Origin of the sequence: Tenacibaculum sp. IB213877, from assembly GCF_034043975.1 — a bacterium.
Classification (GTDB): Bacteria; Bacteroidota; Bacteroidia; order Flavobacteriales; family Flavobacteriaceae; genus Polaribacter.
In genome coordinates, this window is record NZ_JAXCHH010000001.1 from 559,633 (window position 1) to 586,173 (window position 26,541).

Annotated in this window: 25 protein-coding genes and 1 riboswitch; of the genes, 9 read left to right on the plus strand and 16 right to left on the minus strand. The window is 31.4% G+C overall.

Translation table 11 applies throughout. The features are described from left to right. Nucleotides 1-121: 121 nt before the first annotated feature. Nucleotides 122-1,246, minus strand: coding sequence for a molecular chaperone DnaJ (gene dnaJ / locus SLH33_RS02455; protein WP_320417474.1), 1,125 nt, complete (start codon nucleotides 1,244-1,246; stop codon nucleotides 122-124). A gap of 84 nt (nucleotides 1,247-1,330) precedes the next feature. Next, entirely contained in the window at nucleotides 1,331-1,930 is a 600-nt protein-coding gene (locus SLH33_RS02460) for a nucleotide exchange factor GrpE (protein WP_413818251.1), read from the minus strand. A 124-nt stretch (nucleotides 1,931-2,054) separates the two neighbouring features. On the opposite strand from SLH33_RS02460, the gene SLH33_RS02465 reads away from it, so the two are divergent. Next, entirely contained in the window at nucleotides 2,055-2,243 is a 189-nt protein-coding gene (locus tag SLH33_RS02465) for a hypothetical protein (protein WP_320417475.1), read from the plus strand. Nucleotides 2,244-2,292: 49 nt separating this feature from the next. Here SLH33_RS02465 and murA read toward each other — a convergent pair whose 3' ends face one another. The 3 genes from murA to SLH33_RS02480 form a co-directional block, all read right to left on the minus strand. Next, nucleotides 2,293-3,606, minus strand: a complete 1,314-nt coding sequence (gene murA, locus SLH33_RS02470; protein WP_320417476.1) for a UDP-N-acetylglucosamine 1-carboxyvinyltransferase — start codon at nucleotides 3,604-3,606, stop codon at nucleotides 2,293-2,295. Beyond that, the gene (locus SLH33_RS02475) at nucleotides 3,607-4,236 is read right to left on the minus strand and encodes a DUF4290 domain-containing protein (RefSeq protein ID WP_320417477.1); all 630 of its coding nucleotides are present in this window, start codon (nucleotides 4,234-4,236) and stop codon (nucleotides 3,607-3,609) included. Nucleotides 4,237-4,317: 81 nt separating this feature from the next. Then, nucleotides 4,318-6,645 carry an ATP-dependent helicase gene (locus SLH33_RS02480; RefSeq protein WP_320417478.1) on the minus strand — a complete coding sequence of 776 codons (2,328 nt, stop codon included), beginning with the start codon at nucleotides 6,643-6,645 and terminating at the stop codon, nucleotides 4,318-4,320. Between the two features lie 229 nt (nucleotides 6,646-6,874). Between SLH33_RS02480 and SLH33_RS02485 the strand changes: the two genes are divergently transcribed. The 3 genes from SLH33_RS02485 to SLH33_RS02495 are packed head-to-tail and all read left to right on the plus strand — an operon-like array spanning nucleotide 6,875 to nucleotide 8,707. Further along, nucleotides 6,875-7,495, plus strand: a complete 621-nt coding sequence (locus tag SLH33_RS02485) for a transcriptional regulator (protein WP_320417479.1) — start codon at nucleotides 6,875-6,877, stop codon at nucleotides 7,493-7,495. After that, the gene (locus SLH33_RS02490) at nucleotides 7,492-8,205 is read left to right on the plus strand and encodes a DUF3307 domain-containing protein (protein WP_320417480.1); all 714 of its coding nucleotides are present in this window, start codon (nucleotides 7,492-7,494) and stop codon (nucleotides 8,203-8,205) included. Before SLH33_RS02485 ends, SLH33_RS02490 begins: the two co-directional genes overlap by 4 nt. Next, a complete protein-coding gene (locus SLH33_RS02495) occupies nucleotides 8,195-8,707 on the plus strand; it encodes a hypothetical protein (RefSeq protein WP_320417481.1) in 513 nt (170 codons plus the stop codon). The genes SLH33_RS02490 and SLH33_RS02495 overlap by 11 nt, the downstream gene beginning before the upstream one ends. Before the next feature lie 57 nt (nucleotides 8,708-8,764). Here the strand turns inward: SLH33_RS02495 and SLH33_RS02500 are convergent, their stop codons facing one another. Next, nucleotides 8,765-10,705, minus strand: coding sequence for a TonB-dependent receptor plug domain-containing protein (locus SLH33_RS02500; protein ID WP_320417482.1), 1,941 nt, complete (start codon nucleotides 10,703-10,705; stop codon nucleotides 8,765-8,767). Nucleotides 10,706-10,780: 75 nt separating this feature from the next. Beyond that, nucleotides 10,781-10,973, minus strand: a riboswitch (cobalamin riboswitch). Nucleotides 10,974-11,047: 74 nt separating this feature from the next. On the opposite strand from SLH33_RS02500, the gene SLH33_RS02505 reads away from it, so the two are divergent. From SLH33_RS02505 to SLH33_RS02515, 3 genes are read left to right on the plus strand one after another with little or no spacing between them, the layout of a single operon-like run. Beyond that, complete coding sequence (locus SLH33_RS02505) at nucleotides 11,048-12,085, plus strand: GMP reductase (RefSeq protein ID WP_320417483.1); 1,038 nt, start codon at nucleotides 11,048-11,050, stop codon at nucleotides 12,083-12,085. Next, nucleotides 12,086-13,195 carry an ABC transporter substrate-binding protein gene (locus tag SLH33_RS02510; protein WP_320417484.1) on the plus strand — a complete coding sequence of 370 codons (1,110 nt, stop codon included), beginning with the start codon at nucleotides 12,086-12,088 and terminating at the stop codon, nucleotides 13,193-13,195. Nucleotides 13,196-13,209: 14 nt separating this feature from the next. Further along, complete coding sequence (locus tag SLH33_RS02515) at nucleotides 13,210-13,920, plus strand: PmeII family type II restriction endonuclease (protein WP_320417485.1); 711 nt, start codon at nucleotides 13,210-13,212, stop codon at nucleotides 13,918-13,920. On the opposite strand, the gene dcm is transcribed toward SLH33_RS02515, so the two are convergent. The 8 genes from dcm to SLH33_RS02555 form a co-directional block, all read right to left on the minus strand. Next, nucleotides 13,866-15,137 (minus strand): DNA (cytosine-5-)-methyltransferase, encoded by a 1,272-nt coding sequence (dcm, locus tag SLH33_RS02520; protein ID WP_320417486.1) that lies wholly within the window; start codon nucleotides 15,135-15,137, stop codon nucleotides 13,866-13,868. The two genes, SLH33_RS02515 and dcm, sit on opposite strands and share 55 nt — an antisense overlap. A gap of 67 nt (nucleotides 15,138-15,204) precedes the next feature. After that, nucleotides 15,205-15,816, minus strand: a complete 612-nt coding sequence (locus tag SLH33_RS02525; protein ID WP_320417487.1) for an alpha-ketoglutarate-dependent dioxygenase AlkB family protein — start codon at nucleotides 15,814-15,816, stop codon at nucleotides 15,205-15,207. Nucleotides 15,817-15,864: 48 nt separating this feature from the next. Then, nucleotides 15,865-17,058, minus strand: a complete 1,194-nt coding sequence (locus SLH33_RS02530) for a hypothetical protein (RefSeq protein ID WP_320417488.1) — start codon at nucleotides 17,056-17,058, stop codon at nucleotides 15,865-15,867. Nucleotides 17,059-17,099: 41 nt separating this feature from the next. Beyond that, nucleotides 17,100-19,547 carry a M1 family metallopeptidase gene (locus tag SLH33_RS02535; protein WP_320417489.1) on the minus strand — a complete coding sequence of 816 codons (2,448 nt, stop codon included), beginning with the start codon at nucleotides 19,545-19,547 and terminating at the stop codon, nucleotides 17,100-17,102. Between the two features lie 127 nt (nucleotides 19,548-19,674). Then, the gene (locus SLH33_RS02540; RefSeq protein WP_320417490.1) at nucleotides 19,675-20,229 is read right to left on the minus strand and encodes a DUF4252 domain-containing protein; all 555 of its coding nucleotides are present in this window, start codon (nucleotides 20,227-20,229) and stop codon (nucleotides 19,675-19,677) included. Between the two features lie 51 nt (nucleotides 20,230-20,280). After that, nucleotides 20,281-20,796, minus strand: coding sequence for a DUF4252 domain-containing protein (locus SLH33_RS02545; RefSeq protein ID WP_320417491.1), 516 nt, complete (start codon nucleotides 20,794-20,796; stop codon nucleotides 20,281-20,283). A gap of 34 nt (nucleotides 20,797-20,830) precedes the next feature. Further along, nucleotides 20,831-21,316 (minus strand): hypothetical protein, encoded by a 486-nt coding sequence (locus SLH33_RS02550; protein ID WP_320417492.1) that lies wholly within the window; start codon nucleotides 21,314-21,316, stop codon nucleotides 20,831-20,833. Further along, nucleotides 21,303-21,812, minus strand: coding sequence for a sigma-70 family RNA polymerase sigma factor (locus SLH33_RS02555; RefSeq protein WP_320417493.1), 510 nt, complete (start codon nucleotides 21,810-21,812; stop codon nucleotides 21,303-21,305). Before SLH33_RS02555 ends, SLH33_RS02550 begins: the two co-directional genes overlap by 14 nt. 160 nt (nucleotides 21,813-21,972) lie before the next feature. Between SLH33_RS02555 and SLH33_RS02560 the strand changes: the two genes are divergently transcribed. Then, nucleotides 21,973-23,430: a S41 family peptidase gene (locus tag SLH33_RS02560; protein WP_320417494.1), complete on the plus strand. Its 1,458-nt coding sequence runs from the start codon at nucleotides 21,973-21,975 to the stop codon at nucleotides 23,428-23,430. A gap of 30 nt (nucleotides 23,431-23,460) precedes the next feature. On the opposite strand, the gene SLH33_RS02565 is transcribed toward SLH33_RS02560, so the two are convergent. Together SLH33_RS02565 and SLH33_RS02570 are read right to left on the minus strand one after the other, a co-directional pair. Next, the gene (locus tag SLH33_RS02565; RefSeq protein WP_320417495.1) at nucleotides 23,461-24,351 is read right to left on the minus strand and encodes a DUF72 domain-containing protein; all 891 of its coding nucleotides are present in this window, start codon (nucleotides 24,349-24,351) and stop codon (nucleotides 23,461-23,463) included. A 1-nt stretch (nucleotide 24,352) separates the two neighbouring features. After that, nucleotides 24,353-25,321 (minus strand): patatin-like phospholipase family protein, encoded by a 969-nt coding sequence (locus SLH33_RS02570; protein WP_320417496.1) that lies wholly within the window; start codon nucleotides 25,319-25,321, stop codon nucleotides 24,353-24,355. Between the two features lie 41 nt (nucleotides 25,322-25,362). On the opposite strand from SLH33_RS02570, the gene SLH33_RS02575 reads away from it, so the two are divergent. Beyond that, entirely contained in the window at nucleotides 25,363-26,472 is a 1,110-nt protein-coding gene (locus SLH33_RS02575; RefSeq protein WP_320417497.1) for an oxidoreductase, read from the plus strand. Nucleotides 26,473-26,541 lie beyond the last annotated feature (69 nt).

Below are 26,541 nucleotides of genomic sequence, written 5' to 3' on the forward strand. Positions count from 1 at the left end.
AGGATTGAGTGGGAAAATTGCTATGAAAAAGAAAAAGTGTTATTAGACGTCTCTAATAACACTGCAAATATAAAACATATTTTAATTATTCAACACAAAAAAATAAAAAAAAATATTTTTTTTATGAGAACATATCTTTTACCTTTTCAAAGAAAGATTTATCTGATTTTTGAGGATTTGGACTAAAATTAGCATCCTCTTTCATATTTTCAAAAAATTGGCGTTGTTCTTTACTCAATTCTTGAGGAGTCCATACATTTATATGTATTAAAAAATCTCCTAAACCATAACGCTCAATACTTGGTAATCCTTTTCCTTTTAATCGTAAAATTTTACCTGATTGTGTTCCTGGTTCAATTTTAATTTTTACTTTACCTGTTACTGTTTCAATTTCTTTTGAAACTCCTAATACAGCTTCAGAGAAGTTAATATATAAATCATAGTGAATATTACTTCCTTCTCTTTTTAATGTTTCATGCTGTACTTCTTCAATCAATACTAATAGATCTCCTGGAATAGAGTTTTTACCAGGAGCTTCATTACCCTTGCCTCCTACTTTTAACTGAACACCTTCAGTTACTCCTTCTGGAATGTTAATTGAAACTGTTTCTTCTTTAACAATCATACCTTGAGCGTCTGCTCCATTAGGTTTGGTATCTAAAATTTCACCTGCACCATGACAAGTTGAACACGTTGTTGCTGTTTGCATTCTACCTAAAATAGTATTGGTGACACGCATTTGCTGTCCGCTACCATTACAAGTAGTACAGGTTTTATAAGTAACTCCGTCTGCTTTTACTTTACGACGTACTTTGACTTTCTTTTCTACTCCTTTGGCAATTTCTTCTAAAGTAAGTTTTACACGAATACGTAAGTTACTACCTTTTACTCTGGTCTGACGTTGTCCGCCTCCACCAAAGCCGCCAAAGCCACCACCAAAGGCTCCTCCGAAAATATCTCCAAATTGGCTAAAAATATCATCCATATTCATTCCTCCACCGCCAAAACCACCTTGGCCTCCTTCAAAAGCTGCATGACCAAATTGATCATAACGAGAACGTTTTTGTTCATCACTTAATACCTCATAAGCTTCTGCACATAATTTAAACTTTTCTTCTGCTTCTTTATCATCCGGGTTTTTATCTGGATGATACTTAATTGCCATTTTTCGGTATGCCTTTTTTATTTCAGCTTGTGAAGCCGATTTTGAAATGCCTAATATTTCGTAATAATCTTGTTTTGCCATTTTCTACATTGTCATTCCTGTTAAAACAGGAATATTTTTATTAATGATGAGATTCCCGCCTTTGCGAGAATGACAGTCTTTAATTTATGCTTGTGCCACCACTACTTTTGGATGACGAATGATTTTATCTCCTAATTTGTATCCTTTTTCTACACAATCGATAATTTTTCCTTTTAAATCATCTGAAGGAGCTGGAATTTGAGTAATTGCTTCATGTGTTTCTGCATCAAAAGCATCACCTTGCTGTACCTCAATAGCAGATAAACCTTTTTGCTCTAAGGTTTTTAATAATTTTTGATAGATCAATAGCACTCCTTTACGTAGTTCTTCAGCTTCTTTATCATCCTCAATATGTGTCAGTGCACGCTCAAAATCATCTAAAACTGGCAGTAAAACTGTCATTAATTCCTGATTAGCTGTTTTGAATAGCTCAATTCTTTCTTTGGTAGTACGCTTTTTGTAGTTTTCAAACTCTGCAAACAAGCGTAAATATTTATCCTTTTCTACAGCTACTAATTCTTCAACAGTAGGTTCTTCTTTTTGCTCTTTTTCTGCTGAAACTTCTTCATTTTCATCAATAATCTCATCAAGATTGCCTTGCTTGATATTATCTTTTAACTCGTCTTCTTTTGTATATTGACCTTTACCCATTGTAAATAGTTTCTTTAATTTATCTGTATTCATGTAGCAAGAATATTGCCAATAAAAAAATAGTGTCAACTTGACACATTAAATTTTTGAATTACTTTTTAATTTTATTAAATTTATATTCAAATAACTGATTATTAATTTTTTAAAACCCTTTATTATGAAAATTAACCTTTTAAACATTACAGGAACAAATATCTTATCTAAACAAGATTTACAAAACATTTTTGGCGGTGCGGGTATAGAACCTATAGATTTAACCAAATGTGGTTGTGATTGTGCAGGAAATGTTACTGGCCCTAAGTATTGTAGTTTATATTTTGGTTGTCCTCAAGTATATGATTGCTAAAAGATTTAAGGGTAGTTTAGCACTACCCTTTTTTTTTATTATTTATTAATTACTCTTCAATTCTTTCAATCTTAGCACCAATAGCTTGTAAGCGAGGTACAATTCTTTCATAACCTCTATCTATTTGCTCAATATTATTGATAATACTGGTTCCTTTAGCAGATAGTGCAGCAATTAATAAAGAAATACCTGCACGAATATCTGGTGAAGTCATCTTTGTAGCTTTTAATTGCGACTCACGGTTATGACCAATTACGGTTGCTCTATGTGGATCACATAAAATTACTTTGGCACCCATATCAATTAACTTATCTACAAAGAACAAGCGGCTTTCAAACATTTTCTGGTGTATTAAAACCGTTCCTTTAGCTTGTGTTGCCACCACTAAAACGATACTTAATAAATCTGGTGTAAACCCTGGCCATGGTGCATCTGCTACTGTTAAAACAGATCCATCAATATAATTTTGGATTTCGTAGTTGTCTTGCTCAGGGATAAAAATATCATCACCTTTTCTTTCTAATTGAATACCGAGTTTTCTAAACACATCAGGTATTTGTCCCAAATCATCCCAACTTACATCTTTAATAGTGATTTCCGACTGTGTCATAGCAGCTAAACCAATCCAACTACCAATTTCAATCATATCCGGTAAAATAGTGTGCTCACAACCACCTAATTTTTCAACCCCTTCAATCTTCAATAAATTAGAACCTACTCCGGTAATTTTTGCTCCCATACTATTCAACATTTTAGATAATTGCTGAATATAAGGTTCGCAGGCTGCATTATAAATTGTGGTTGTTCCTTTAGCTAAAACAGCTGCCATAATAATATTAGCAGTACCTGTTACTGAAGCTTCATCCAACAACATTGAAGTTCCTTTTAAACCATTTGGTGCATCTACACCATAAAAATGTTCTTCACGATTGTAACGGAACTCTGCACCTAAATTGATGAAGCCTTCAAAATGAGTATCTAAACGACGACGACCTATTTTATCTCCTCCCGGACGTGGAATATATCCCTTACCAAAACGAGCTAACAACGGTCCAACAATCATTATGGAACCTCGAAGTGAACTACCGTCTTTTTTAAATTCTTCACTTTCTAAATATTCTAAATTGATATCATCTGCCTGAAACGAATAGGAATTAGCAGATAACTTTTCAATTTTAACTCCTAATTTACCTAAGATGAAAATAAGTTTATTTACATCTATAATATCTGGAATATTGTTAATTATAACTTTTTCTGGAGTTAATAAAACTGCACAAATGATTTGTAATGCTTCATTTTTAGCTCCTTGTGGCGTAATGGTTCCTTTTAGTTTGTGACCTCCTTCTATTTTAAATGATGCCATCTATCGTTTTCTATTTTTATTATGGGGTTTAGAACTTTTCTTTTTTCCTTGTGTAGTACGTTTACGCATTAAATCTCTACTTTCTGTAAGATCTTCTTCTGAATTTCTGATATCTATTTTACCATCAGATAATTCATACAAATGATCTAAAATTACACTATCATCTACAGTATCCTTATTCCAATTCAGATAGCATTTTTTCATATGATTAGCAATGGTAAATATCAAAGCATCTTTCATTTCTCCTTCTTCCCAAGTTAATGCTACATCAATCATTGTTTGAATGTTAGTACCATAAAAACGGTATTTTGATGCTGCTTTTGGGTATGGTAAACGTTCTGGCTTTTCTTGAAGTTCTTCTTTTGATGGTGTTTCATAAGGTGAATCAACATCTAACTTAAAATTAGACATGATATGTAACTGATCCCATAGCTTATGTTTAAAATCAGGCACATCTCGTAAATGAGGTTGTAAATTACCCATTACGTCAATAATTGCAAGTGCCATAGTGTTTCGCTCTTCTTTAGTAGCTAGCTCTACACAATGATTTACTAACTTTTGAATATGTCTTCCATATTCTGGAATTATTAATTTGGATCTTTCAGAATTATACTCTAAATCAAACGTCATTTTCAATATTTATTTGTTGCAAAATAGTGATTAATTTTAGTTATCAATGTTTTTTTTCCTTAGAAAATAGCGTTGTAACCTTTATCCTACCACTTTTAATTTTGCGAATTGTAATAATAATTTCTTTTTACCAACGGTAGCAAACTGAATTTCAGCTTTTTTGTTAGGTCCTTTTCCTTCTAAAGCCAATACTTCACCTGTACCAAAACGGTTATGTTCTACAATGTTTCCTACAGCAATATCTCCATCAAACAGATTTATTGTTGAATTTGCCTCGGAAACTTTTTTCATTTTTCCTTTTGGTGGAACAACCGCTGGTTTTTCTTTTTTCTGTAAAAACTCTTGTCTTTTCTTTTGAATAGGTTTTTGAAAACGAATCTTTTTAGGTGCATCATCAAACAAATCAGCATCTATAAATCGATTCATGGATGGCTCTGGTAATTTTGGTGTGATGTACTCTAAAAATTGATCGTCAATTTCCTCTAAAAAACGGCTAGGTTCTCCATCTGTTAATTTACCCCAACGATAACGAGTTTGTGCATAAGTTAAATATGCTTGTTTTTCTGCTCGGGTTAATGCTACATAAAACAGGCGTCTCTCCTCCTCTAGTTCACTTCGAGTATTCATACTCATTGCTGAGGGAAATAAATTTTCTTCCAATCCAACAATATACACATACGGAAACTCAAGTCCTTTTGCCAAGTGAATAGTCATTAAAGAAACACGCGGAGTATCGTCTTTTTTATCAGAATCAAAATCGGTAGCCAATGCAACATCTTCTAAGAAAATTGGTAATGAAGCATCATCTCCTGTTTCAATTTTATCGGTAATAAAATCTTTAATTCCGTTCAATAATTCCTGAACGTTTTCAACTTTACTTACTCCTTCTGGCGTTCCATCTTTTTGTAAATCTTTAACTAATTGTGTTTGCTTCACTACCAAATCAGCAACCTCAAAAGCATTTTTGGTTTGTGCCTCTATTTGAAAACGCTGAATCATATTGGCAAAATTCTGCAACTTGGTTTTGGTACTAGAATTAAGATTTAAATCCAATGAATTAATGTTCAAAATCACTTCAAAAATGGATTTCTTATAGTGATTTGCAGCTATAGTTAATTTATCTATTGTGGTTTGTCCAATTCCTCTTGCAGGATAATTGATTACTCTTTTTAATGCTTCTTCATCATTTGGGTTGATTAGCAAGCGTAAATATGATAGTAAATCTTTAATTTCTTTACGTTGATAGAAAGAAATTCCTCCGTAAATCTTGTACTTAATATCTTTTTTACGCAATGCATCTTCAATAGCTCTTGATTGTGCATTGGTACGATATAAAATAGCAAATTCATCATTTTTAAGCTGATGATTCATTTTATTATCAAAGATAGATTGTGCCACAAAACGTCCTTCTTCTCCATCAGAGATTGTACGCATTACTTTGATGTAATTTCCAGCATCATTAGCTGTCCAAACTTCTTTATCTAACTTCGTTTTGTTCTTTGAAATTACCGAATTTGCTGCGTTTACTATGTTTTTTGTAGAACGATAATTCTGCTCTAACTTAAATGTTTTTACATCTGGATAATCTTTCTGGAAGTTTAATATATTCTGAATATTTGCCCCACGGAAAGCGTAAATACTCTGCGAATCATCTCCCACCACACAAATGTTTTGAAAACGATCTGCCAACGCACGAACAATTAAATACTGTGAGTGGTTGGTATCTTGATACTCATCCACCAAAATATAACGAAAACGATCTTGGTATTTTGCTAATACATCTGGAAAACGAGCTAATAACTCATTGGTTCTTAATAATAAATCATCAAAATCCATGGCTCCAGATTTATAACACCTATCTACATATTCTTTGTAAATATCTCCTACTTTTGGGCGGTTTGCCATTAAATCAGCCTCTTGCAAATCCGAATTATTAAAATACGCTCTAACCGTTATTAAACTGTTTTTGAATGAAGATATTCTGCTTAATATTTGTTTTGGTTTGTATTTATCTTTATCGAGATTCATTTCTTTAATTATGGCTGTAATCAATCTAACTGAATCTTGCGTATCATAAATAGTAAAATTTGAAGGATATCCTAATTTATCTGCCTCTGCACGTAAAATTCTTGCAAAGATTGAGTGAAAGGTACCCATCCATAAATTTTTAGCTTCACTATACCCTACTACTTTAGCAATACGCTCTTTCATTTCGCGTGCTGCTTTATTGGTAAAGGTCAATGATAAAATATTAAACGGGTCTACCCCTTGCTCCATTAAATGCGCAATTCGGTAGGTTAACACTCTGGTTTTTCCAGATCCGGCGCCAGCAATGATAATCATAGGACCCTCTTTTTGTAAAACCGCTGCCCTTTGGGGTTCGTTAAGTTGTTCTAAATAAGTACTCAATGGAAAATTTTATTGAAAGTATTTAAAGTCCGAAAATTAACCATTCTTTTAGGTTCTATGAAGAATATTGCTCTTTTTTTATTCACAAAAAAGTTTCACATCTAAGCATCAATAAATAATTCCTTATAAAAGGAATATTTCAAAATATAATCCTTAAAGGTTATATTCGAAAAAATAACGTTTAATAGTTATAAAAAAATTGTATATTTACTCAAAAAAGAGGGAAACTATGAAAACTACCAGTATTATAACAGGAGATATCATTAATTCTAGAAATATTTCTGCGGATGCTTGGTTACCTATTTTAAAAACTATCTTTAACACTCTAGGCTCAACTCCTAAAAATTGGGAAGTTTATAGAGGAGATAGTTTCCAATTAGAGGTCACACCAAAAGAAGCGCTTAAAATATGTTTACTTATAAAATCTGGCATTAAACAAATTGCTAATTTAGATGTTCGTTTGGCAGTAGGTATTGGGTCTAAAACCTTTGATGCAGCTACTATTACCGAATCAAATGGAGAAGCATTTATAAATTCAGGGTATGCTTTTGACAATTTACTAAAAAAACAAACGTTAGCTATAAAATCACCTTGGAAAGAGGTAAATGAAGAGCTAGATGTTTCAGTTAGTTTAGCTTTATTAGTTATGGATGATTGGACTGCCAATTCTGCAGAATTTGTACACGCATCTATACAAAACCCAAAAAAAACACAAAAAGAGATGGGAGATATTTTAAACATATCTCAAGCAGGGATTAGCAAACGAAGAAAACGAGCCGGTTATGAAGAAATCATGAAATTAGAAAACAGGTATAGAAAACTTATTACTAAGAAAATTGCAGAACTATGATGCTATTTTTACAATTACTTATAGCCCATTTGCTGGGTGATTTTGCATTTCAACCCTTTAGTTGGGTAAAACATAAAGAAAAACATAAAATAAAATCTAAAAAGCTATACTATCACATAGGTGTACATGCACTTTTGTTAATGATTACATTAGCTTTTAACACAACATACTGGGCAGGTTTTTTATTGATTATTTTAACTCATTTTTTAATAGATTTAGGCAAGTTATATCTTCAAAAAAAGAAAAATAAAAGACTACTATTTTTTATTGATCAGCTTTTACACATTGTTATCATTATTGTAGTAACTTATTTGTATAAGCCTTTTGAAGTTGATTTTCAAGAGGTTTTTTCAGAAAAAAACTTGCTACTTGTAGCTAGTTTAGCATTTGTAACTCATGCTTCTTCTGTTATAATAAGCGTTATTATTACCCAATGGGCTCCACAAATTAATTTAAAAAATGATGAGAAATCATTAATAAAAGCAGGAAAGTACATTGGTATTTTAGAGCGTTTATTTGTTTTTATGTTTGTAGCTTTAGGAAAATGGGAAGGTGTAGGTTTTTTATTGGCTGCAAAATCTATTTTTAGATTTGGAGATTTAACAGAAGCCAAAGACCGAAAATTAACCGAATACATTTTAATTGGAACTTTATTAAGTTTTGGATTGGCAATTTTAACAGGACTTGTATATTCGCAATATGGAAGATAAAATTATAGAAGGATTAGCCTATGCATTACCCGCCTTAGTTACCGGAGGTGTTGCATATCTTATTTTGAGTCGTTTTATTGATTACGATAATAACGAAAAAAAATTTAATGCTTTAATTGAAAAAAAACGTGAAAGTTTACCTGTAAAACTTCAAGCTTATGAAAGAATGTTGCTTTTTTGCGAACGCATCAACCCTTCTAAACTCATACTACGCGTAAACCCTATAGGTGAGGATGCTAATAGTTATTTACATTTGCTAATTAGTAATATTGAACAAGAGTTTGAACACAATTTAGTACAACAAATTTATGTTACTGATACTACTTGGAAAGCTGTTGTAGCTTCTAAACTGGCCATACTTAAAAAATTGAGAGAAATAACAGAAAATAGTAAGGACGCAAAAGAGCTTAGAGATAATATTTTAATTGATTACTCGCAAATAGAAAGTCCAACAGAAACAGCTATTGCAATTATTAAAAGTGAAGTGAAAAAATTAATTTAATAAAAAAGCTCTTGAAATTTCAAGAGCTTTTGCATTTAATAACAATTTAACTTTTAATTAAAATTGTAATCTAATTCCTAGTTTATAGTTTCTTCCTCTAGTAGAATAACCTAAAACATCTTCATAATCTTCATTAAAAAGATTAGTAACAGAACCAAATAAAGTCACCTTTTCATTCAACAATTTATAATTGGCATTTAAATCTAATAAATTATACTTTGGTAAAGTCGCTTCAACCGTAGCAAAAACTGTACTATCATAATAAGGCGCAAAACGCTCTCCAACATTCTTATAAACTAAAGAAACAAATGCATTTTTAAACGGATTACTTTCTAAACTAGCAATAAATTTATGTTTTGGAATATAATCAACATCAACTTCTTTATCAGTATAAGTATAACCTACATTTAATCTTATTTGATCAATTGGTTTAACACGTAGATTCGCTTCAATTCCATTGACTTTTATGGTTTCATCTGTATTTTGATAAATTCCGTATGGAAAATCTGGTAAATTTTGATAAATTATAGCTTCTTCTTCTTTTCTATTGAAGTAAACTGCTTCTAACTCTATAATATTTTTGTAACCTAATTCAAACCCAGTTTCTATGGTTTCGCTTGTTTCTGGTTCTAAATCTAGGTTTCCATAAGTAGAAAATAATTGATAAGTACTAGGAGTAATGAAAGCTGAACTATAAGACGCTAAAACTTTTAAATTTGTATTTTCTATATTTAAGAAATTATAAGAAGAATTAAAGTCATAAACAAAATTACTTCCATATTCACTATGATTATTTAAACGTCCTCCAAGATTTACATTTAAACCAAAATCAGATATATATACCGCTGACACATAAGGATCAATAGTATTAAAATTAGCTAATTTATTATCAATATTACCATATGGTGTTGTTGTATTATTATCATGCTTTTGATAATTCACACCAGTGATTAACTGTAAATTAATGTTTGTAAGATTAAACTTATTAACAGCATCTATATTATAACTTTGTCCTTGATAAACAGAAGTATTAATTGAACCTCCATAAGAATTAAATTGGTTAACCTTCCTTTTAATATCATTATAAGAAGCTAATACATATAATTCTCCATTTTCATATGTAAAACGAGGCTTTACACCTATTCTCAACTGATTTTGATTTCCATCATTTAATTTTTCATCAGTATAAATATCAGCGTCAAAATCATAATCAAAGCTATCATAATTCATAAAGGTTTCTATAGAAAAATTATCCGAAAAATCATACCCTAATTTCAACAATCCATTTTCACTGTAATACTTATCATTTTCAAATTTTGTATTCGTATTACTTTTTGCAGAAGACATTCCGTCTTTACTAATTAATCCGAAAGATGCTAAGAATTTAACTCTATTCAAAGTACCACTAAAATTTGCATTCTGATTTAAGTCAGAAAATACATTACTTGAAGTTTCACTATCATTATTTGTTCCAAAACTAGCTTCATATCCTCCTGATATTTTATCTTCAGAAGCTTTTTTCAAAATAATATTTATAACACCCGTCGCTGCTCCACTTCCATATAAAGTAGATGAAGCTCCTTTTAAAACTTCAATGCTTTCAATTTGATTTAAGGAAAGTAAACGCAGATCATACTCTTGATTAATTCCTGATGGGTCTGAAACAGGAATTCCGTCAATTAACACTAGTACTTGCCTACTTCTACCTCCACGTATATACGTACTTCGAGGCTCAGTAGAATTTGTATTCACACCTTTAATTTCTACGCCAACAACATTGTTAATTACGTCGATAACAGATTTTCCAGCATTATTCTTTAAATCTTCTTGAGTTATCTTGTGAATTACTTTGGCTGTGTTTTCCTTCTTTAAATTAAATTTTGTTGCAGAAATCACTATTTCATCTAACTCCTCTTGTTTTTCAGCTTCTTGTGCTGAAATTTTTGCAGTAGCAAATAAACATGCCAATGCACTAACAATTACAAATTGTTTTTTCATTAATTAAATTTTTGATTTACAATAAATCAGGTAAAATTGTGTACGAATTATGTACAAAACTCTTATCCCGAAAGTTTTTTACTTTTGATTTATGGCAGGTCTCCTGACTTGCGTCTTGTAACTCACCTTCCCGCTTGCGCAGTGGTAAAAGATTTAGTTACAAGCTTTATAGCTTACAGTTGCGGGAACAGTCTCGGATTTGCACCGAATTCCCTTTTAATTTGCCTTAACGATAGTTGTAGGCAAAACCAAAAATCGGCACAAATATATCTAATCTTATTAACAAAGCAATTATTTACGCTAACGATTTTATATCTTCGAGTTTTAAAATCTAGACTCAAAATGAGAATTGAAAATGAATTAAAATTGGGCTTTAAAGATGTTATGATCCGTCCAAAAAGATCTACTCTTAAATCGCGTTCGCAAGTAAGCTTAGAAAGAGAATTCAAGTTTATGCATAGCTCAAAAACATGGAGCGGTGTGCCTATTATAGCCGCAAATATGGATACTGTAGGTACTTTTGAAATGGCAAAAGCACTAGCAAAACATAATATGTTTACCACTATTCATAAACATTATAATTTTGATCAGTGGAAAGATTTTGTACTAAACTCTGATGAACAAACTTTAAAAAACATTGCCGTTAGTACAGGAACAGGAAAAGAAGACGCAGAAAAAACAGCAAAGATCCTTTCAGAATTTAACGATATTAATTTTATCTGTATTGATGTTGCCAATGGCTACTCAGAACATTTTGTAGATTTTGTTAAGAAAATGCGTACTCAACATCCTGATAAAATAATTATGGCAGGTAACGTAGTTACTGGTGAAATGGTAGAAGAATTATTATTAGCGGGAGCTGATATTATTAAAGTTGGTATCGGACCTGGATCAGTATGTACTACACGTGTTAAAACAGGTGTGGGTTATCCGCAATTATCGGCAATTATTGAGTGTGCTGATGCTGCTCATGGTTTAGGCGGACAAATTATTTCTGATGGTGGTTGTAAAATACCTGGTGATGTTGCTAAAGCCTTTGGTGGTGGTGCCGATTTTGTGATGTTAGGTGGTATGCTTGCTGGTCATATGCAAAGTGGTGGTGAATTGATTGAAAAAGACGGAGAACATTTTAAAATTTTCTACGGAATGAGTTCAGAAACGGCTATGAACAAACACGTGGGTGGTGTTGCTGAATACAGAGCATCAGAAGGAAAAACGGTTGAAATTCCGTACCGTGGTGATGTAAATGATACGGTCTTAGATATTTTAGGTGGTGTTCGTTCAACATGCACATACGTTGGAGCTAGCCGATTAAAAGAATTAACCAAAAGAACTACGTTTATTAGAGTTCAGGAACAAGAAAATATTATTTTCTCATAAATGAAAAAGTCTTTTATTTTTTTCTTCGGATGTATATTCTTACTCTTTTCATGTAAACAACATAAAAAAGAGGTTAAAGAACAAACAACACCATCTTTAGTAAAATATGCGAAAGGATTTGATATACATCAAGAAGGAAACACTATACATTTAACGATTAAAAACCCGTATTTAAACGCAAATGAAAGCTTTGAATATGGGTTTTCTACGGATAAAGAAAAAGGGAAAATTCAAATTCCGGTTAAAAAGTTAGTAGCTACCTCAACAACACATATTCCGATGTTGGAATTGTTAGGTGGTGAAAATACGTTAGTCGGATTTCCACATACACGATATGTTTCCTCTGAAAAAACTAGAAAACTTATTGATGCAGGTAACATCAAAGAAATTGGTCAGGAAGCGGATTTAAATACCGAAGTATTGTTAGACCTACAACCTGATATAGTGGTAGGTTTCTCCATGCAAAAAACCAACAAATCATTAAACCTCATCGAACAAAACGGAGTTCCGGTAGTGTTAAATGGCGATTGGTTAGAAGAAACTCCGTTAGGACGTGCCGAATGGATCAAGGTTTTTGGTGTGTTATTAAACAAACAACAAGAAGCGGACAGTATTTTTAGCGTTATTGAGAAGAATTATTTACAAGCCAAAGATATTGCACAACAAACCACCCAAAAACCCACTATTTTATCGGGTGCTATTATGCAAAAAGATGTGTGGAACTTACCTGCTGGTGATAGTTTTGTAGCGCAATTTTTAAAAGATGCGAATACCAATTATTTATGGAAAGACACCGAAGGTAAAGGAAGTTTGTCGTTGAGTTTTGAAAGCGTGTTAGACAAAGCTCAACATGCTGATTTTTGGATTGCACCAGGTTATTTTAACACCAAAGAACAATTACTGCAAAGTAACGAGTTGTATAACAAGTTTGAGGCATTTACCAACAACCAAATTTACACACCTAACCTTAAAAAAGGTACCACTGGTGGAGTTATATATTTTGAATTAGCTCCTACCCGACCTGATTTAGTGTTAAAAGATATTATTAAAATTACACATCCTGAATTACTACCTAATTATGAGTTGAGTTTTTTTGAAAAGATGAAGTAAATTATATTTGAACTATGGAAAAAGAAGAATTATTATTAATTATTACTGAATATTTTAAAACCAAAATTTTTGAAAATCATAAAATAAACTCTTTGAAAACACATTCAAAGCTAAAATCTTATAAAATAAATCCAATTATTGTTAAGTATTTATCTAAGATACTTGAAAATGACTTTACTCCCGTTGGAATTGCTAAAGCTTTGTATTATCCCAGGATTTTAGGAACCTCTATTAATACTTCTTTTGGCACACGAATACAAAACATGTTTGTTGAACTTGGACTCGCATCTGGTTCTTTGATAAAAGGGATGGATATTGAGTTTACAGATAAAATTGATGGAAGAAAAAAATGGTGCCAATTAAAATCAGGACCAAATACCATAAACTCAGAAGATGTAAATCCTTTACTTAGAAAATTTAATACGGTTTCAAATTTAGCAAGAACAAATTCTATTAAATTAAATAACTCTGATTTAGTTTTAGGCGTTATTTATGGTGAAGAACATCAGCTAAGTCAACACTATAAAGAAATTGACAAACACTTTCCTGTTATTATCGGAACAGAATTTTGGCATAGGCTAACCGGTTTTGAAGACTTTTATTCAAAATTAGTGTCTAACTTAGATCAAACAATTTTATCACTTGATACTGAAGATTTTTTCAAGGAAGGCTACATGGCTTTAGCTAAAGAGATTGAAGATTCTGAACTTTTTAATTTCGAATAATAGTTATTCAAAAAATTAACAATAGAAAAACCTATTTCTTTACCTAAATTACAAGGAACAGCATTACCTATTTGTTTATACTGTTGTGAAACTGAACCCGCAAATTTCCAATCATCGGGGAAGGTTTGAATTCTAGCATATTCTCTTACAGTAAAGGGTCTTGTTTCATCAGGATGACATCTCTCTGTTTGTTTTTGTGCAGGACTGCAGGTTAATGTTAGGCAAGGTTCATCCCAACCAATTCTACGTGCCATTCCTGTTTTACCACCACCTAGATAAAAACTTTTACCCATATATTCTTTTTGAATATCTAATGGTAAATCTCTCCAATATCCTTTTGGCGGAACTAAATTTAAAACTTCTTTTTTATGCTCTGGATAAGAAGCCCCAGAAGATATAGGTACATCACAATCATACAATTCTCCTTTTTTAAGAGCATCTTCTAAATTGTATATTTTATTATGAGGTTTCGGGTAAGAATATTCTATATCAATATCTTTTCTTATCCCTACTAAAATTACTCTCTCTCTTTTTTGAGGAACTTTATAATTAATTGCTTTTAAAACTTGAACAGGAACCACATTGTAACCAATCTCATCTAAAATTGATTTCATACCCTCTATGGTTTTACCTTTGTCGTGAGATAATAAACCTTTTACATTTTCTCCAATACAAATCACAGGGTTTATTTCTTTTACAGCTCTTGCAAACTCGTAAAAAAGAGTTCCCCTAGCATCTTGTAAACCTAATTTTTTTCCTGCATAACTAAAAGCCTGACATGGAAAACCTCCTGTTACAACCTCAACTTTATCCTTATATTCAGAAAAATCAAAATCTTTTATATCTCCTTCTAAAACATTCCATTCAGGTCTATTTTCTCTCAAAGTTTGACAAGCCCACTTATCTATTTCATTTAATGCAACACATTTTAGTCCAGATTTTTCTAGACCAATTGCTAAACCTCCTGCTCCTGCAAATAACTCAAGAACTCTGTACTCGTTATTCGCTTGAACGTAATTATCAACTTCTTCATCTATATCAATTGAAAGCTGATTTAAATAGGAATGTATTTCTTCTTTTTTGTATATTCGGTACTGACTAATTGGTTCTCGAGCAGCAGAAAGTTTGCCTTCATTGTCCCATCTTCTTAAAGTTTCTTTACTTTTACCTAAAATTTCTGAAGCCTCAGTTAAAGAATAATAATCTTTAGTAACCATATTACACAACCTTATACATTGGTTACAAATATAAAAGATTTTCTTATTAATTTTTAACTAAGTATTATTACTTTTCAACAATAGTTCGAAACGTTAAGTTTACTCGTGGTCGATGTACTTTTTTGGTAGGTGGTAATCGGTGTAGCCAGTGGGTTTGGGTTTCGTCTTTCATTACTAATAACGATCCGTGTTGTAATACCAACGATACTACTTCTTTAGTTTCTTTGTGTTTAAATCCGAACTTACGTTCGGCACCAAACGTTACCGAGGCAATCGCTCCGTTTTTCTTTAAATCTTTTTCACCATCACTATGCCACGCCATCCCTTCTGAACCATCGTGGTATAAATTCAATAAACAAGAATTATAAGTTTCATTGGTGAGCTCTTCAATTTTCTTTTTAATTTCTAAAAGCTCATTAGTAAAAGGCAACGCAATTTTAGTAACGTTTGAATATTGATATTCAAACGGTTTTTCACCATACCAAGCTACTTTACGTTTGGTTACCATTCGTTTACCAAAAATAATTGCCTCGTCATTTTTCCACTCAATAGTATTCAATAATACATCGTAATAATTATCTGCTTGCAAACGCGGAAATACACAACCGTAATAGTTTACCGTTCCATCATAAGGAAGCAAATTTTTAATCGAATTGTCAAACTGAGAGAATAAATCCATGGTGTATAAAAATAAAAAACTCCTGGAAATGTCAGGAGCTATATATGTTTAATTTCTAAACTTATTTCTGGTAATAATATATTTAAGTTTTTCTTTTAAATCGGTTCCGGTATCAAACACCATTTGCTCGTTTGACGGAAAACGAACTTCTCGAAGCTCAATTAAATCAGACAACGCTGAATTTAACGCTCTTCTATCTCCATCATAATTGGCATAACTATGTTCAAAAACAAACTCACTTTGTATAGGGAAAGACTCTAATAACTGACGTGAATTATTATCAATATACTTTACCACACCTGTAATAGCACTACTTTTTTGTTGTGTAAATTGATACACACGGCAACGAACAGTTTTAAACTTATCTACCTTTATATCGTTACCTAAACTATCTTTTTTAACATTACCTTTATTATCTAACAAATACTTAAATCCGTCTTTGATTTGTTTTTCTTTGATAATCTCTTTTTCATTAATTCTTTCTGGAGAAATATCAATACGTCTTAGATTTAATTCTAAGTTAAAATCGTATTTAATGTTTCTATCTTTTTGCGCATGAAAAACTGTCCAAAAATCATTCAATCCGTAGGTATCCATCGCTAATAAATCTTGTTCTAAGCGACGCGGAATAATTTGTCGGGTTTGATTTTTTACGGTTACGTAGACAAAATCGGTTCCTTTAAAATGTACCTCATCTAATAAAGTTCTTACATCTTTGTAATTAGGATTGATCTTGTCTAAATATTGTAAATTATTAAAAACCTCTCGGTAATCATATTTATTAGTATTCTTACGTTCTAATAAATCAAGAGCGTTGTTATATAAGTATTCAGATAAATCTTCTTTTACATCTATAAGATCATCATCATAATTAGCTAAATTAAATGCAACATTTTTACCCGTAGAAGCATCTGTAAGCGGTAATAATGGTTTTATACGCTCCTGTCTATTATTTAATTGTTGATACAATCTGTAAATAGATTCCAAATTTTCTGGATTTCTTTCTTTTTCAAGAAATGAAATTCTATCCAAGTCCCTTTCAGTTACTTTGCTAAAAGCATCAGAAAGCATTACCACATACGGTTGATTTTTTTCTTTGTATTTATCTTTTCTTAATTTTTCAATAGATAAATTGATAGCCTCATCATAGTTTCCTGTATTAATAGCTTGTTGTGTTTTTTTTACACTGCTACACGCAACCATAAATGAAACGACAAGTAATAGTAAAGTAGTTTTTTTCATAAAAAGTAGTTTTACCTTAAAAAGGCAACAAATATACCATACTATTTTTTACTCAATAATTTTGACATTGCATCTTGAATGATAGCAATATTCTTTTGTTCATTACTTCCGTTAGCATTTTTTTGCATCTGTACCATTTGACGTAATAAGTTAATTCCTACTTGGTCAAATCCGTACTGACTGTATTGTTTTCCTTTGGTAACAATATCTTCTGAAAGATTTTGAATTGCTGCTGTGTTATTACTTTTTCCTATTTTTTCATAGGCTTGTTTATATAAAGCTTGTACATTTTTATCGCCACTTAAAAACATACCTGATAATACATTTCCTGCTATAAAAGCCAACTCACTATCATCATTTTCTTGTAAATAAATACGGGTTAATGGCGTAGCGATGATCTTTTTAACTTCAATTGGTAATTCTTTTGATTTGGCAATCGCCATTGGCTTGTCTAAATAATACAAAGAAACCAACGCTTTCCCCATTACCGAGTATGATTTACTTTGTAATGCTTTTTCAAAAATTGATTTTAACTCCGGATCAATCAATTTACCTAAAGTTTCAATTGCTGCTGCTTGTACCAATGTTTTAGCATCGTTATTAGCAATTCGTTTTAGTTGTTCAATTTCTCTTCTTTTAGAGTTTTTATTGGCAAGATTGATATTTTCAACTGCTAACTTTCTAATCTTATAAAAAGGATTATTCATAGCTTTTGCTACGGCTTCAAAAGCATCTTTGTTATCCTGATGTTTTACCACTTCTAACAATGCTTCTCTTTTATGCATGTAGTTTTTAGCATATTTAAGCTGATGGATATAATCGCTCAATACTTTATTCTCATTAACATCACACAACAAAACACCATCTGCATTGATCTGAATTAAGTTAGGCTGTGATGCATATGGAAAGGTAAATGAGGTTTCTTTACCATCTACAAACACATTATGACGTATAGCTTTGCTTCCTTCAAAAACATCTATTGCTAATGGGAATTTGAAATCCTCTTCTTGTGTTTGATAAATATTTACTGTTACTGTTTTGCGTATTTGGTTGTAATCATACGAAATGTCTAACTTCGGATGCCCGTTACCATAATACCACTGATTGAAAAACCAGTTTAAATCACGACCACTCACTTTTTCAAAAGCCAAACGCAATTGATGCGCTTCTCCAGTTCCGTATTTGTTTTCTGTTAAATACGTGTTTAAGCCAGCAAAAAAGGCATCGTCTCCTAAATAATTTCGCAACATGTGTAAAATTGCTCCCCCTTTATTATAGCTTACCGCATCAAACATGTCTTCTTTATCATCATAATGAAAACGAACTAAGTGTTTACTATAATTTTGTCCGTTTTTATATCCTTGTGTGTCTTCAAACAAGTGTGCATCCGCTTCATCTTTTCCGTATTTATATTCTAACCACAAATACTCACTATAATTAGCAAAACTTTCGTTTACGGTTAAGTTACTCCAGCTTTCAGCAGTTACTAAATCACCAAACCAATGATGAAAAGCTTCGTGAGCAATGGTATTTTCTTGTACATTCTCATCAATTAACTGACCCGAACGTTGGTATGCGTTTTCTCCATGAATAACTGCTGTAGTATTTTCCATCGCACCACTTACATAATCACGACCAACAATTTGCGCATATTTATTCCACGGATATTCAACTCCGGTAATTTTTGAGAAGAATTGTAACATTTCCGGAGTGTTACCAAAAATTTCTCGTGCAAAAGGTGCGTATTCTTTCTCTACATAATATTCAACTGGAATGTTTTTGTATTGATCTTTAACAATCTCATACTCTCCTATCCCCATAAAAAATAAATACGGAGCATGTTTTTGAGTGAAGTTCCAATAATCTGTTCTTGTTCCATTAGTATTTGTTGTTTGTTTTTCTAACTTCCCGTTAGAAAGTGTGACAAACTTTTGCGGAACAGTAATATAAATTTCTTGTGACGTTTTTTGATTCGGTGCATCTATGGTAGGAAACCAGCAGCTACTTGCTTCAGTTTCTCCTTGTGTCCATATCTGAGTTGGCTTGTTCGGATCTTCCTCTAACGGATCAATAAAATACAATCCTTTAGCAGACGTAATAGCTTTGCTTCCTTTTTGTTTTACTTTTTCGGGTTGTGCCGTATAATTGATGTATAATGTAAACTCTTCGTTTCTGCTGTACTTTTTTGGTAGATTCACAGTTAATTCAAATCCGTCATAATCGTATTTCAACGTTTGATTATTTGTAGTAACCTTATGAATTACCATAGCTTTGGCATCTAAGGTAATTTTATCTTGTGAATAAAAGTGTGGTTTTGCCGTTACCCAAGCTTCTCCATTCATCGTTTGATTTTTAAAATCAAAATCCACTTTTAACTTGGTGTGTACTAAATCGTGTATTTTTTCTCTTTCGGCTCTGTATTCAGTAGCTTGTGCAAAAACAAATGTTGTTGTAATTGCTAATAATAGGGATAGGAATATTTTTCTCATACAAATCTCTTTCTTAAGGTTTCAAAAATAAGAATTTAAACTGTGTTAGCTGTTAATGACCAGTTAAAACAAAAAACCACAACCGTGAATGTTTGGTTGTGGTTTTTAGGTAGTGGTTTGGTTGTTTCTATTCTGCTGATGTTTCTTCAGCTTTATCAAAAATCATTTTGAATTCTTTTAAATTAATATTGTCTCCATCTACTTTTACATTCTTCATCATTTTCATAATAGCATTAGGGTTCATGTTATCTCCTAGTAAGCGAGCTACGCCCACTCCTGCTCCTTCACCATAACCAAAGGCTATAATTTCATCAATAGCATCGGCTTCTCCTAAATAATAAATGGTAGCATGTTTACCTTTATCTTTAAAGTTCATCAACTTTTTATAAGATGAATTGCTAAGTATTTCTTTTAACTTATTTTTTTCGGTTTCATATTCACCTTCTTTAGCTTTATCATAAGGTAATGCTACAAAATTGATTTTACGAATACTTTCATACGCTTGCTTATCAGCATCCGAAGCATTTTCCATGCTTAACTGTAAAATACTTGAAGGAACATCAACCGTTATAAACTCTTTTTTATTCTGACTTTCTACTAAATACGATTGCAAACTTTGTTTTTTACAAGCTGTAAAAGCCAAAGTTGTAAACAATATAGCAATTAAATGTAGTTTTTTCATTTTTGTTTATTTTTAAAAAGTAAAGTTGGGCATTTATTGCCCAACCTTACATTATTTAGATTTATTCGGTTTTTTCTCGTAATCGTTAGCAATCTCAGATAACTTGTTCACGTCAATATCACCAACTAATGAAATAATGGTAGCAGTTGGTTTATCATCTTTATCATTAACTTCTGTGTCTTTTACAAACATTAAAACTTCACTAACAATATCTTTGTTTTTAGTTGCTTTGATGTAAATTTTCACACGAGATCCTTTGTCTTTAACACGCATTAATTGTGTTAAATTTGATTTTTTAATAGCATTATCTACCATACTTTCCATTTGCGATGCAATATTTAAGTTTTCTGTAGAAAACACTTTTAATTCTTGTAATCCTTTGGCTGTATTAAAAATTTTCATGTCTTCAGAATCAGCATCCGGAAACTTTTTTAACAATTCAAAGGCATCTTTAGTTACTACTACAGATGATACATCATCTAAATCTTCTAATTTATCAAAGATTGATTGTGAGAAAATAGCATTTGAAGTAAAAACTAAGGCTAATATTAAAATTATTTTTTTCATAATATCTTATTTTAACTTGGTTTATTGGGTTTGTTTAATAATTTGCTTTGTCTAAAATTGTATTTGCTTTATTTACTGTATTTTGATAAGTACTAAGCTTATTAACAGCTTCATTTCCTTTTCCTAAATTATCTGAAACGGCATACAATGCGTCATTTCCTTTGTTTAAGTTAGATGAAACCATTTGTAATGCTTCTTTTATTTGGGCAAACTGTTTACGCTCTTGATGTTTTTCGTACTCTTGTTTGCCTATAAAAACACTTACCAACAAAGCTACTGACGCTGCTACAGACAACCATTTCCAGTTCTTATTAGATGTTTTCTCAGGTTTTAACTGAATGGTTTTTGTAAAGGTTTCACTTTGGTTTTGTTTAAAATATCCAAATAGTATACCATACTCTTGTAAATGAGGAGCTACTTGGTTAGAAGTAAAATACTCTCTTAATATAGCTTCTTCTTGCAATGTGGTTTCTGCTTCCAGATATTTTTGTAATAACTTTTCTATGTTAGCTAACTCCATAGTTATGTTTTTTAATTAATTCTTCTCTTATTGTTTTACGCGCTCTTGATAAAGCTACTCTAACTGCCGTTGGTTTCATATCTACCATTTTACATATTTCATCAAAATCATATTGTTCAATATCTCTTAACTGAATGATAATTTTTTGCTGTTCGGGTAAACTTTCAATGAGCTGATGTACTTGGTTTACGCTATCGTTATGCTCTACTTTTTTATCGAGCGATGTTTCTTTTTCTTTATAATTACTATGAACCAACGTTAAATTTGATGCCTGTTTTGACTTTAATCTGTCATAACAATAATTTTTAGTCATCGTCATAGCAAATGCTTCAATATTATTATAGTCAGATAGCTTGTGTTTGTTCTTCCATAATTTAAAATACAACTCTTGTGTTGCATCTTCTGCTTCTTCGGTAGAGACAAGCAAACGTTTTGCCAAACGAAATACTTTGTCTTTAAACGGTAATACAGCTTTTAAAAAGTCTGACTGATTCATTTTTAGTTTGGTTGATTTGTGTAAATCAATGATAATTTCTTTATATTTTTTATCATCTTTACACCTCTACGACGAGGTAGTTACTTTTTTGTTACACCAATATTAAAATAAATACTAATAATGGTTAAATTGCGTTGTTGTTAAAGGTAAAATACATTTCATGAAAAATACAATCTCTTTTAAAATACTTACCTTATTCTTGTGTATTCTTATAGCTAGTAGCTGTAGTAAAACAGAAAACATTCCTAATGATATTAAAATTAATGATTTTGTATGGAGAGGAATGAATGCCTATTATTTATGGCAACCCAATGTGCCAAATTTGAGTGATAGGCAATTTTCTAATAGAGAACAACTAAATAATTATTTAGCTAGTTACACATCTCCTGATGCTCTTTTTTATGATGTTTTATACTATCCAGAAGAATATCCTCAAGATCCAAACAGAACCTTTTCTTGGATTGTAGATGATTATATTGCCTTAGAAAATTCTTTTCAAGCCATTAGAGAAACTACTGGTTTAAGAATAGAAAGAGAATTTTATGCTGATGGATCAAATAATGTTTATATGGTGATTACAGACATTATTTCTGGTTCTAGTGCTGAAACTAATGGACTAACAAGAGGCATGATTTTTACGGAAGTAGATGGAGTTCAATTAACCATAAACAATTATGCTGACTTACTATCTGCTGATAATTTTACCATTACACTTGCCGATTACAATGCGGGAGTTCCTATAGCTAATGGAACTATTGTTAGTTTAACCAGATCTCAAATTCAAGATAATCCTGTTAAAATTTTTGATGTAGTTCATGAAGATGCAGGAAATAAAATTGGATACCTATTATACAATCAATTTTCAACATCTTTTGATGATGAATTAAATGCGGCTTTTGCCTATTTTAAATCAGAAGCTGTTACTGGCCTTATTGTTGATTTAAGATACAATGGTGGTGGCGCAGTTGCTAGTGCTATCTATTTAGGAAGTATGATTACAGGTCAATATAACGGTGAGCTATTCTCTCAAGAAGTATGGAACCCTAAAGTAATGGAAAATGTAGACAATAATATTTTTTTAAGTTATTTCACAGATGAAATTGACAATGATATTGTTAAAGAACCTATTAATAGCTTGAATTTACCTCGTGTTTATTTTATCGTTTCTGGTAGTTCAGCCTCTGCTTCAGAATTAGTAATCAATGCTTTAAGCGCTTATATTGATGTGACTTTAGTAGGAACACAAACTTATGGAAAACATGTAGGTTCAATCACTTTATATGATTCTGATAACTTCTTAAAAAACGGACCTAATTTTAATACTTCTCATGCATGGGCATTACAACCTATTGTTTTAGAAATTCAAAATAAAAATGGAGAAAATAATCCTGAGGGATTTTCTGTAGATGTTGAAATTGAAGAAGATCCTAACAATTTAGGAATTTTAGGAGTTGCTAGCGGTCCTGATGCTGAACCTTTATTAGAAAGGACAATTCAATATATTTTAACTGGCGCTAAACCTACTCTGGGAAGAAAAGCTTCGAGAAAAAACAAACCTCTTTGGAACTCTAACATGCTTTACCCAGATTATAACAATATGTATGTAGAATTAAAATAATAAAAAATCCGGTTGTTGCCGGATTTTTTATTAAAACAAACTCTGTTGAGAAGTATCATTAGGTATTTTTAAATCTACCTCTAACTCTTTATTTAAACTTTGAATAAAATAGGCCGCTAACAAAGGAGACTCTACTTCTAAGTTTTGGTGTACAAAAAAATGAATGTTTTTCAAACCCATGTTTACCCATTCTTTTAATCTTATAACCCACTCATCTAATCGTTGGTAATCAGATGGATGATTAGCTCCTACATACCTAATAAAAGCTTCGTTATTGGTCAATCTCATATGTAGCATATCTCTTCTGCCAGCTGTATCAACCAAAGTGTTACAAATATTGTTTTCTTCTAATAATTGATAAAATTCTGATGAAACAGATGGATTAGTGAACCAATCTGTATGCCTGCATTCTACTGAAAGTGGAATTCCTTTAGGCCAGCTCAAAACAAAATTTTGTAATCGATCAAAATTCTTCGGACTAAAATTATTGTGTAGCTGTAAAAAAATAGTTCCTAATTTATTTTCTAAATGAGAAACAGCATCTAAATAATAATTTACCGCATCTGCAACTCCTTCTAATCGTTTCCAATGGCTTATTTCTTGAGTTATCTTCGGAAAGAATTTAAAATTATCTGGTGTTTTTACACGCCACTTATCAAATTGTTCTGGTGGAAATTGACGATAAAACGTAGCGTTTAACTCAATAGAATTAAATTGACTTGAATAATATTCTAGTTCATCTTTTGTTCCTTTAGGATAAAAACCTTTTAAATCAGTTTTATTCCACTTTGCACAACCCACATATACATTTAACTTATTTTCTTCTTGTTTGTATCTAGACAATACATTTGGAGTATCTAAATGCGTTGGCGGTAAGGTAAAATCTATAAGTTCTGGGTGTTCAACTTTTCCAAATTTCATATTAAATATCTATAGCATCCATATTTTCTAACCCTTCTTCTACTTCTTTATTATTAATAAGTTCCGGTCTAAAATCATTCATAATTTCAGCATTTTCACTCATTGCATGATAGTATCCCTGCTCCCACCAATCCGTCATTAGTTTTTTATCAAAAATCAATGAGTTTGTAGTTAATACAGTTGGGGTATAATATAAATTTAGTTTTACATCATTATGCTTTGCCGAAAGTTTTCCTATAGTAACATTATGTTTTTCTACATGCTCTAACATAAAATCAAATACGTCTAACATCAGTGAAAATGGGTTTTTAGCAGGAATTCTATTCATTTGTGTAACTTCTGTTTCCAAAATAATAGCATCCACCTCTTTAGCGCCTCTTTGAATGGCTTCTCTAATAGGAATTAAACATCCTAAACCGCCATCTGCATACTGACAGTGATTTTTTTCTAACAAACTCATAAAAGGTACATAATTACAAGACCCCCAAATCCAATCGCAAAAGTCATTATAACTACAATCTAAAATAGATTTATATTCAATTTGATTTTGTGTAAGGTTGGAAACCGTAACCACTACATCTTTGTTACTATTTCTAATGGCCACATACATTTCTTCAGTAATTTTTTCTCTAATTAGTTTTCTTAGATTTTTACTCTCACCAAATGTTTTTCTACCATTCAAAAAGTTCCATAACGTATTCATGTGTCTAATAGAAACCACTTTTACACCATGAACTCTCTTCACAAAAAATGGATTATTACTAAAAATACTACGCTGATTAACATTGGTATACAATTCTTTTAAATCATCAAGCATTCCTAAAGCTAGGTGAGATACCATTAAACTACCGGTAGAAGTTCCTAAAAACATATCATACTGTTTCTCTTCTTTTTTCATTAAATACTCAGCAACACCGCCCGCAAATGCTCCTTTGCTTCCACCTCCTGAAATTACCAATGCTTTTTTCATAAATATTTTATTACTTTGGAACACTAAATATATGAAAACCTATGAAAACCTTTTTCAATCTTTTCTTAATTGTTCTTGTATCTATTTCATGTAAAACAGAACAGCAAAAACAGCAAAAAAATACAATTAAACTTAGAGATATTGAAAGTGTTACTATTCAAGAGTTCAAACAAGACAGTGTATCAATAAGAGCAATTGAAGTAATTAGTAAAGATACTTTATACTACGCAGGCTCCAATGGTGTTATTGGTATAACTGTAGATGGAGGAAAAAACTGGAAAAGTGTTGTAATTAAAGATAAAAACAATAAAAAACCACACTTTAGGAGCATTGCTCGTACAAAAAACAATCTGTTTGCTCTTTCAGTTGCAAATCCTGCGCAGTTATATAAAATTCCAATAGTTCGTACAGAAGAGAAAACTGTAGAAAATTATGCAGATCTAACTTATACACTAGTATATGAAGAAGAACATGAAAAAGTGTTTTATGACTCTATGAAGTTCTTTGAAAATGGAAAAGACGGAATTGCAGTAGGTGATCCTACAGATGATTGCCCTTCAATTATTTTAACTTCTGATGGAGGAAATACTTGGACTAAACTTTCATGTAATGATTTACCCAAATTTGAAGAAGGAGAAGCTTTTTTTGCTGCCAGTAATACCAATATTAAAATTATTGGTAATACAGTTTGGATAGCATCAGGAGGAAAAAAAGCAAGAATTTTAAAATCAGCAGATAAAGGAAAAACTTGGCAAAAAATTATAGAAACTCCAATTATCCAAGGCAACGGTCCTCAAGGAATTTACTCTATTGATTTTATTGATGAAAATATTGGAATTATTATAGGAGGTGATTTTTCAAAACCGACAGATAACTGTAAAAACAAAGCCATTACTAAAGATGGTGGTCTAACATGGCAATTGATTGCTGATAATTTAGATCCTAATTATAAAAGTTGTGTACAATATGTACCAAACACAAACGGAAAGGAAGTTTTTGCAGTAGGAAAAACAGGGGTTTCATACTCTAATGATGGAGGGATTACCTGGAAAGAAGTTTCAAAAGATTCTTACTATACTATACAATTTATAGATAAAAATACTGCTTGGTTAGCAGGTCATGAAAAAATAGGAAAGTTAATACTACCTTAATTCTTAATTTTTTGTTAAAGAAAATTCATTGTGGGTTTAATTGAATATTTTTAAAAGCTAATTCAATTA

What these genes read in the sequence shown, in the direction of transcription:
- SLH33_RS02490 (WP_320417480.1), top strand. Translation starts at nt 7,492, where the DNA reads ATGATGCTATTTTTACAATTACTTATAGCCCATTTGCTGGGTGATTTT.
- SLH33_RS02565 (WP_320417495.1), bottom strand. Translation starts at nt 24,351, where the DNA reads ATGAAATTTGGAAAAGTTGAACACCCAGAACTTATAGATTTTACCTTA.
- SLH33_RS02555 (WP_320417493.1), bottom strand. Translation starts at nt 21,812, where the DNA reads ATGAATCAGTCAGACTTTTTAAAAGCTGTATTACCGTTTAAAGACAAA.
- SLH33_RS02530 (WP_320417488.1), bottom strand. Translation starts at nt 17,058, where the DNA reads ATGAAAAAAACTACTTTACTATTACTTGTCGTTTCATTTATGGTTGCG.
- SLH33_RS02460 (WP_413818251.1), bottom strand. Translation starts at nt 1,930, where the DNA reads ATGAATACAGATAAATTAAAGAAACTATTTACAATGGGTAAAGGTCAA.
- dcm (WP_320417486.1), bottom strand. Translation starts at nt 15,137, where the DNA reads ATGGTTACTAAAGATTATTATTCTTTAACTGAGGCTTCAGAAATTTTA.
- SLH33_RS02510 (WP_320417484.1), top strand. Translation starts at nt 12,086, where the DNA reads ATGAAAAAGTCTTTTATTTTTTTCTTCGGATGTATATTCTTACTCTTT.
- SLH33_RS02515 (WP_320417485.1), top strand. Translation starts at nt 13,210, where the DNA reads ATGGAAAAAGAAGAATTATTATTAATTATTACTGAATATTTTAAAACC.
- SLH33_RS02505 (WP_320417483.1), top strand. Translation starts at nt 11,048, where the DNA reads ATGAGAATTGAAAATGAATTAAAATTGGGCTTTAAAGATGTTATGATC.
- SLH33_RS02475 (WP_320417477.1), bottom strand. Translation starts at nt 4,236, where the DNA reads ATGACGTTTGATTTAGAGTATAATTCTGAAAGATCCAAATTAATAATT.
- SLH33_RS02560 (WP_320417494.1), top strand. Translation starts at nt 21,973, where the DNA reads ATGAAAAATACAATCTCTTTTAAAATACTTACCTTATTCTTGTGTATT.
- SLH33_RS02465 (WP_320417475.1), top strand. Translation starts at nt 2,055, where the DNA reads ATGAAAATTAACCTTTTAAACATTACAGGAACAAATATCTTATCTAAA.
- murA (WP_320417476.1), bottom strand. Translation starts at nt 3,606, where the DNA reads ATGGCATCATTTAAAATAGAAGGAGGTCACAAACTAAAAGGAACCATT.
- SLH33_RS02485 (WP_320417479.1), top strand. Translation starts at nt 6,875, where the DNA reads ATGAAAACTACCAGTATTATAACAGGAGATATCATTAATTCTAGAAAT.
- SLH33_RS02525 (WP_320417487.1), bottom strand. Translation starts at nt 15,816, where the DNA reads ATGGATTTATTCTCTCAGTTTGACAATTCGATTAAAAATTTGCTTCCT.
- SLH33_RS02545 (WP_320417491.1), bottom strand. Translation starts at nt 20,796, where the DNA reads ATGAAAAAAATAATTTTAATATTAGCCTTAGTTTTTACTTCAAATGCT.
- SLH33_RS02575 (WP_320417497.1), top strand. Translation starts at nt 25,363, where the DNA reads ATGAAAACCTTTTTCAATCTTTTCTTAATTGTTCTTGTATCTATTTCA.
- SLH33_RS02550 (WP_320417492.1), bottom strand. Translation starts at nt 21,316, where the DNA reads ATGGAGTTAGCTAACATAGAAAAGTTATTACAAAAATATCTGGAAGCA.
- SLH33_RS02570 (WP_320417496.1), bottom strand. Translation starts at nt 25,321, where the DNA reads ATGAAAAAAGCATTGGTAATTTCAGGAGGTGGAAGCAAAGGAGCATTT.
- SLH33_RS02500 (WP_320417482.1), bottom strand. Translation starts at nt 10,705, where the DNA reads ATGAAAAAACAATTTGTAATTGTTAGTGCATTGGCATGTTTATTTGCT.
- SLH33_RS02535 (WP_320417489.1), bottom strand. Translation starts at nt 19,547, where the DNA reads ATGAGAAAAATATTCCTATCCCTATTATTAGCAATTACAACAACATTT.
- SLH33_RS02495 (WP_320417481.1), top strand. Translation starts at nt 8,195, where the DNA reads ATGGAAGATAAAATTATAGAAGGATTAGCCTATGCATTACCCGCCTTA.
- SLH33_RS02540 (WP_320417490.1), bottom strand. Translation starts at nt 20,229, where the DNA reads ATGAAAAAACTACATTTAATTGCTATATTGTTTACAACTTTGGCTTTT.
- dnaJ (WP_320417474.1), bottom strand. Translation starts at nt 1,246, where the DNA reads ATGGCAAAACAAGATTATTACGAAATATTAGGCATTTCAAAATCGGCT.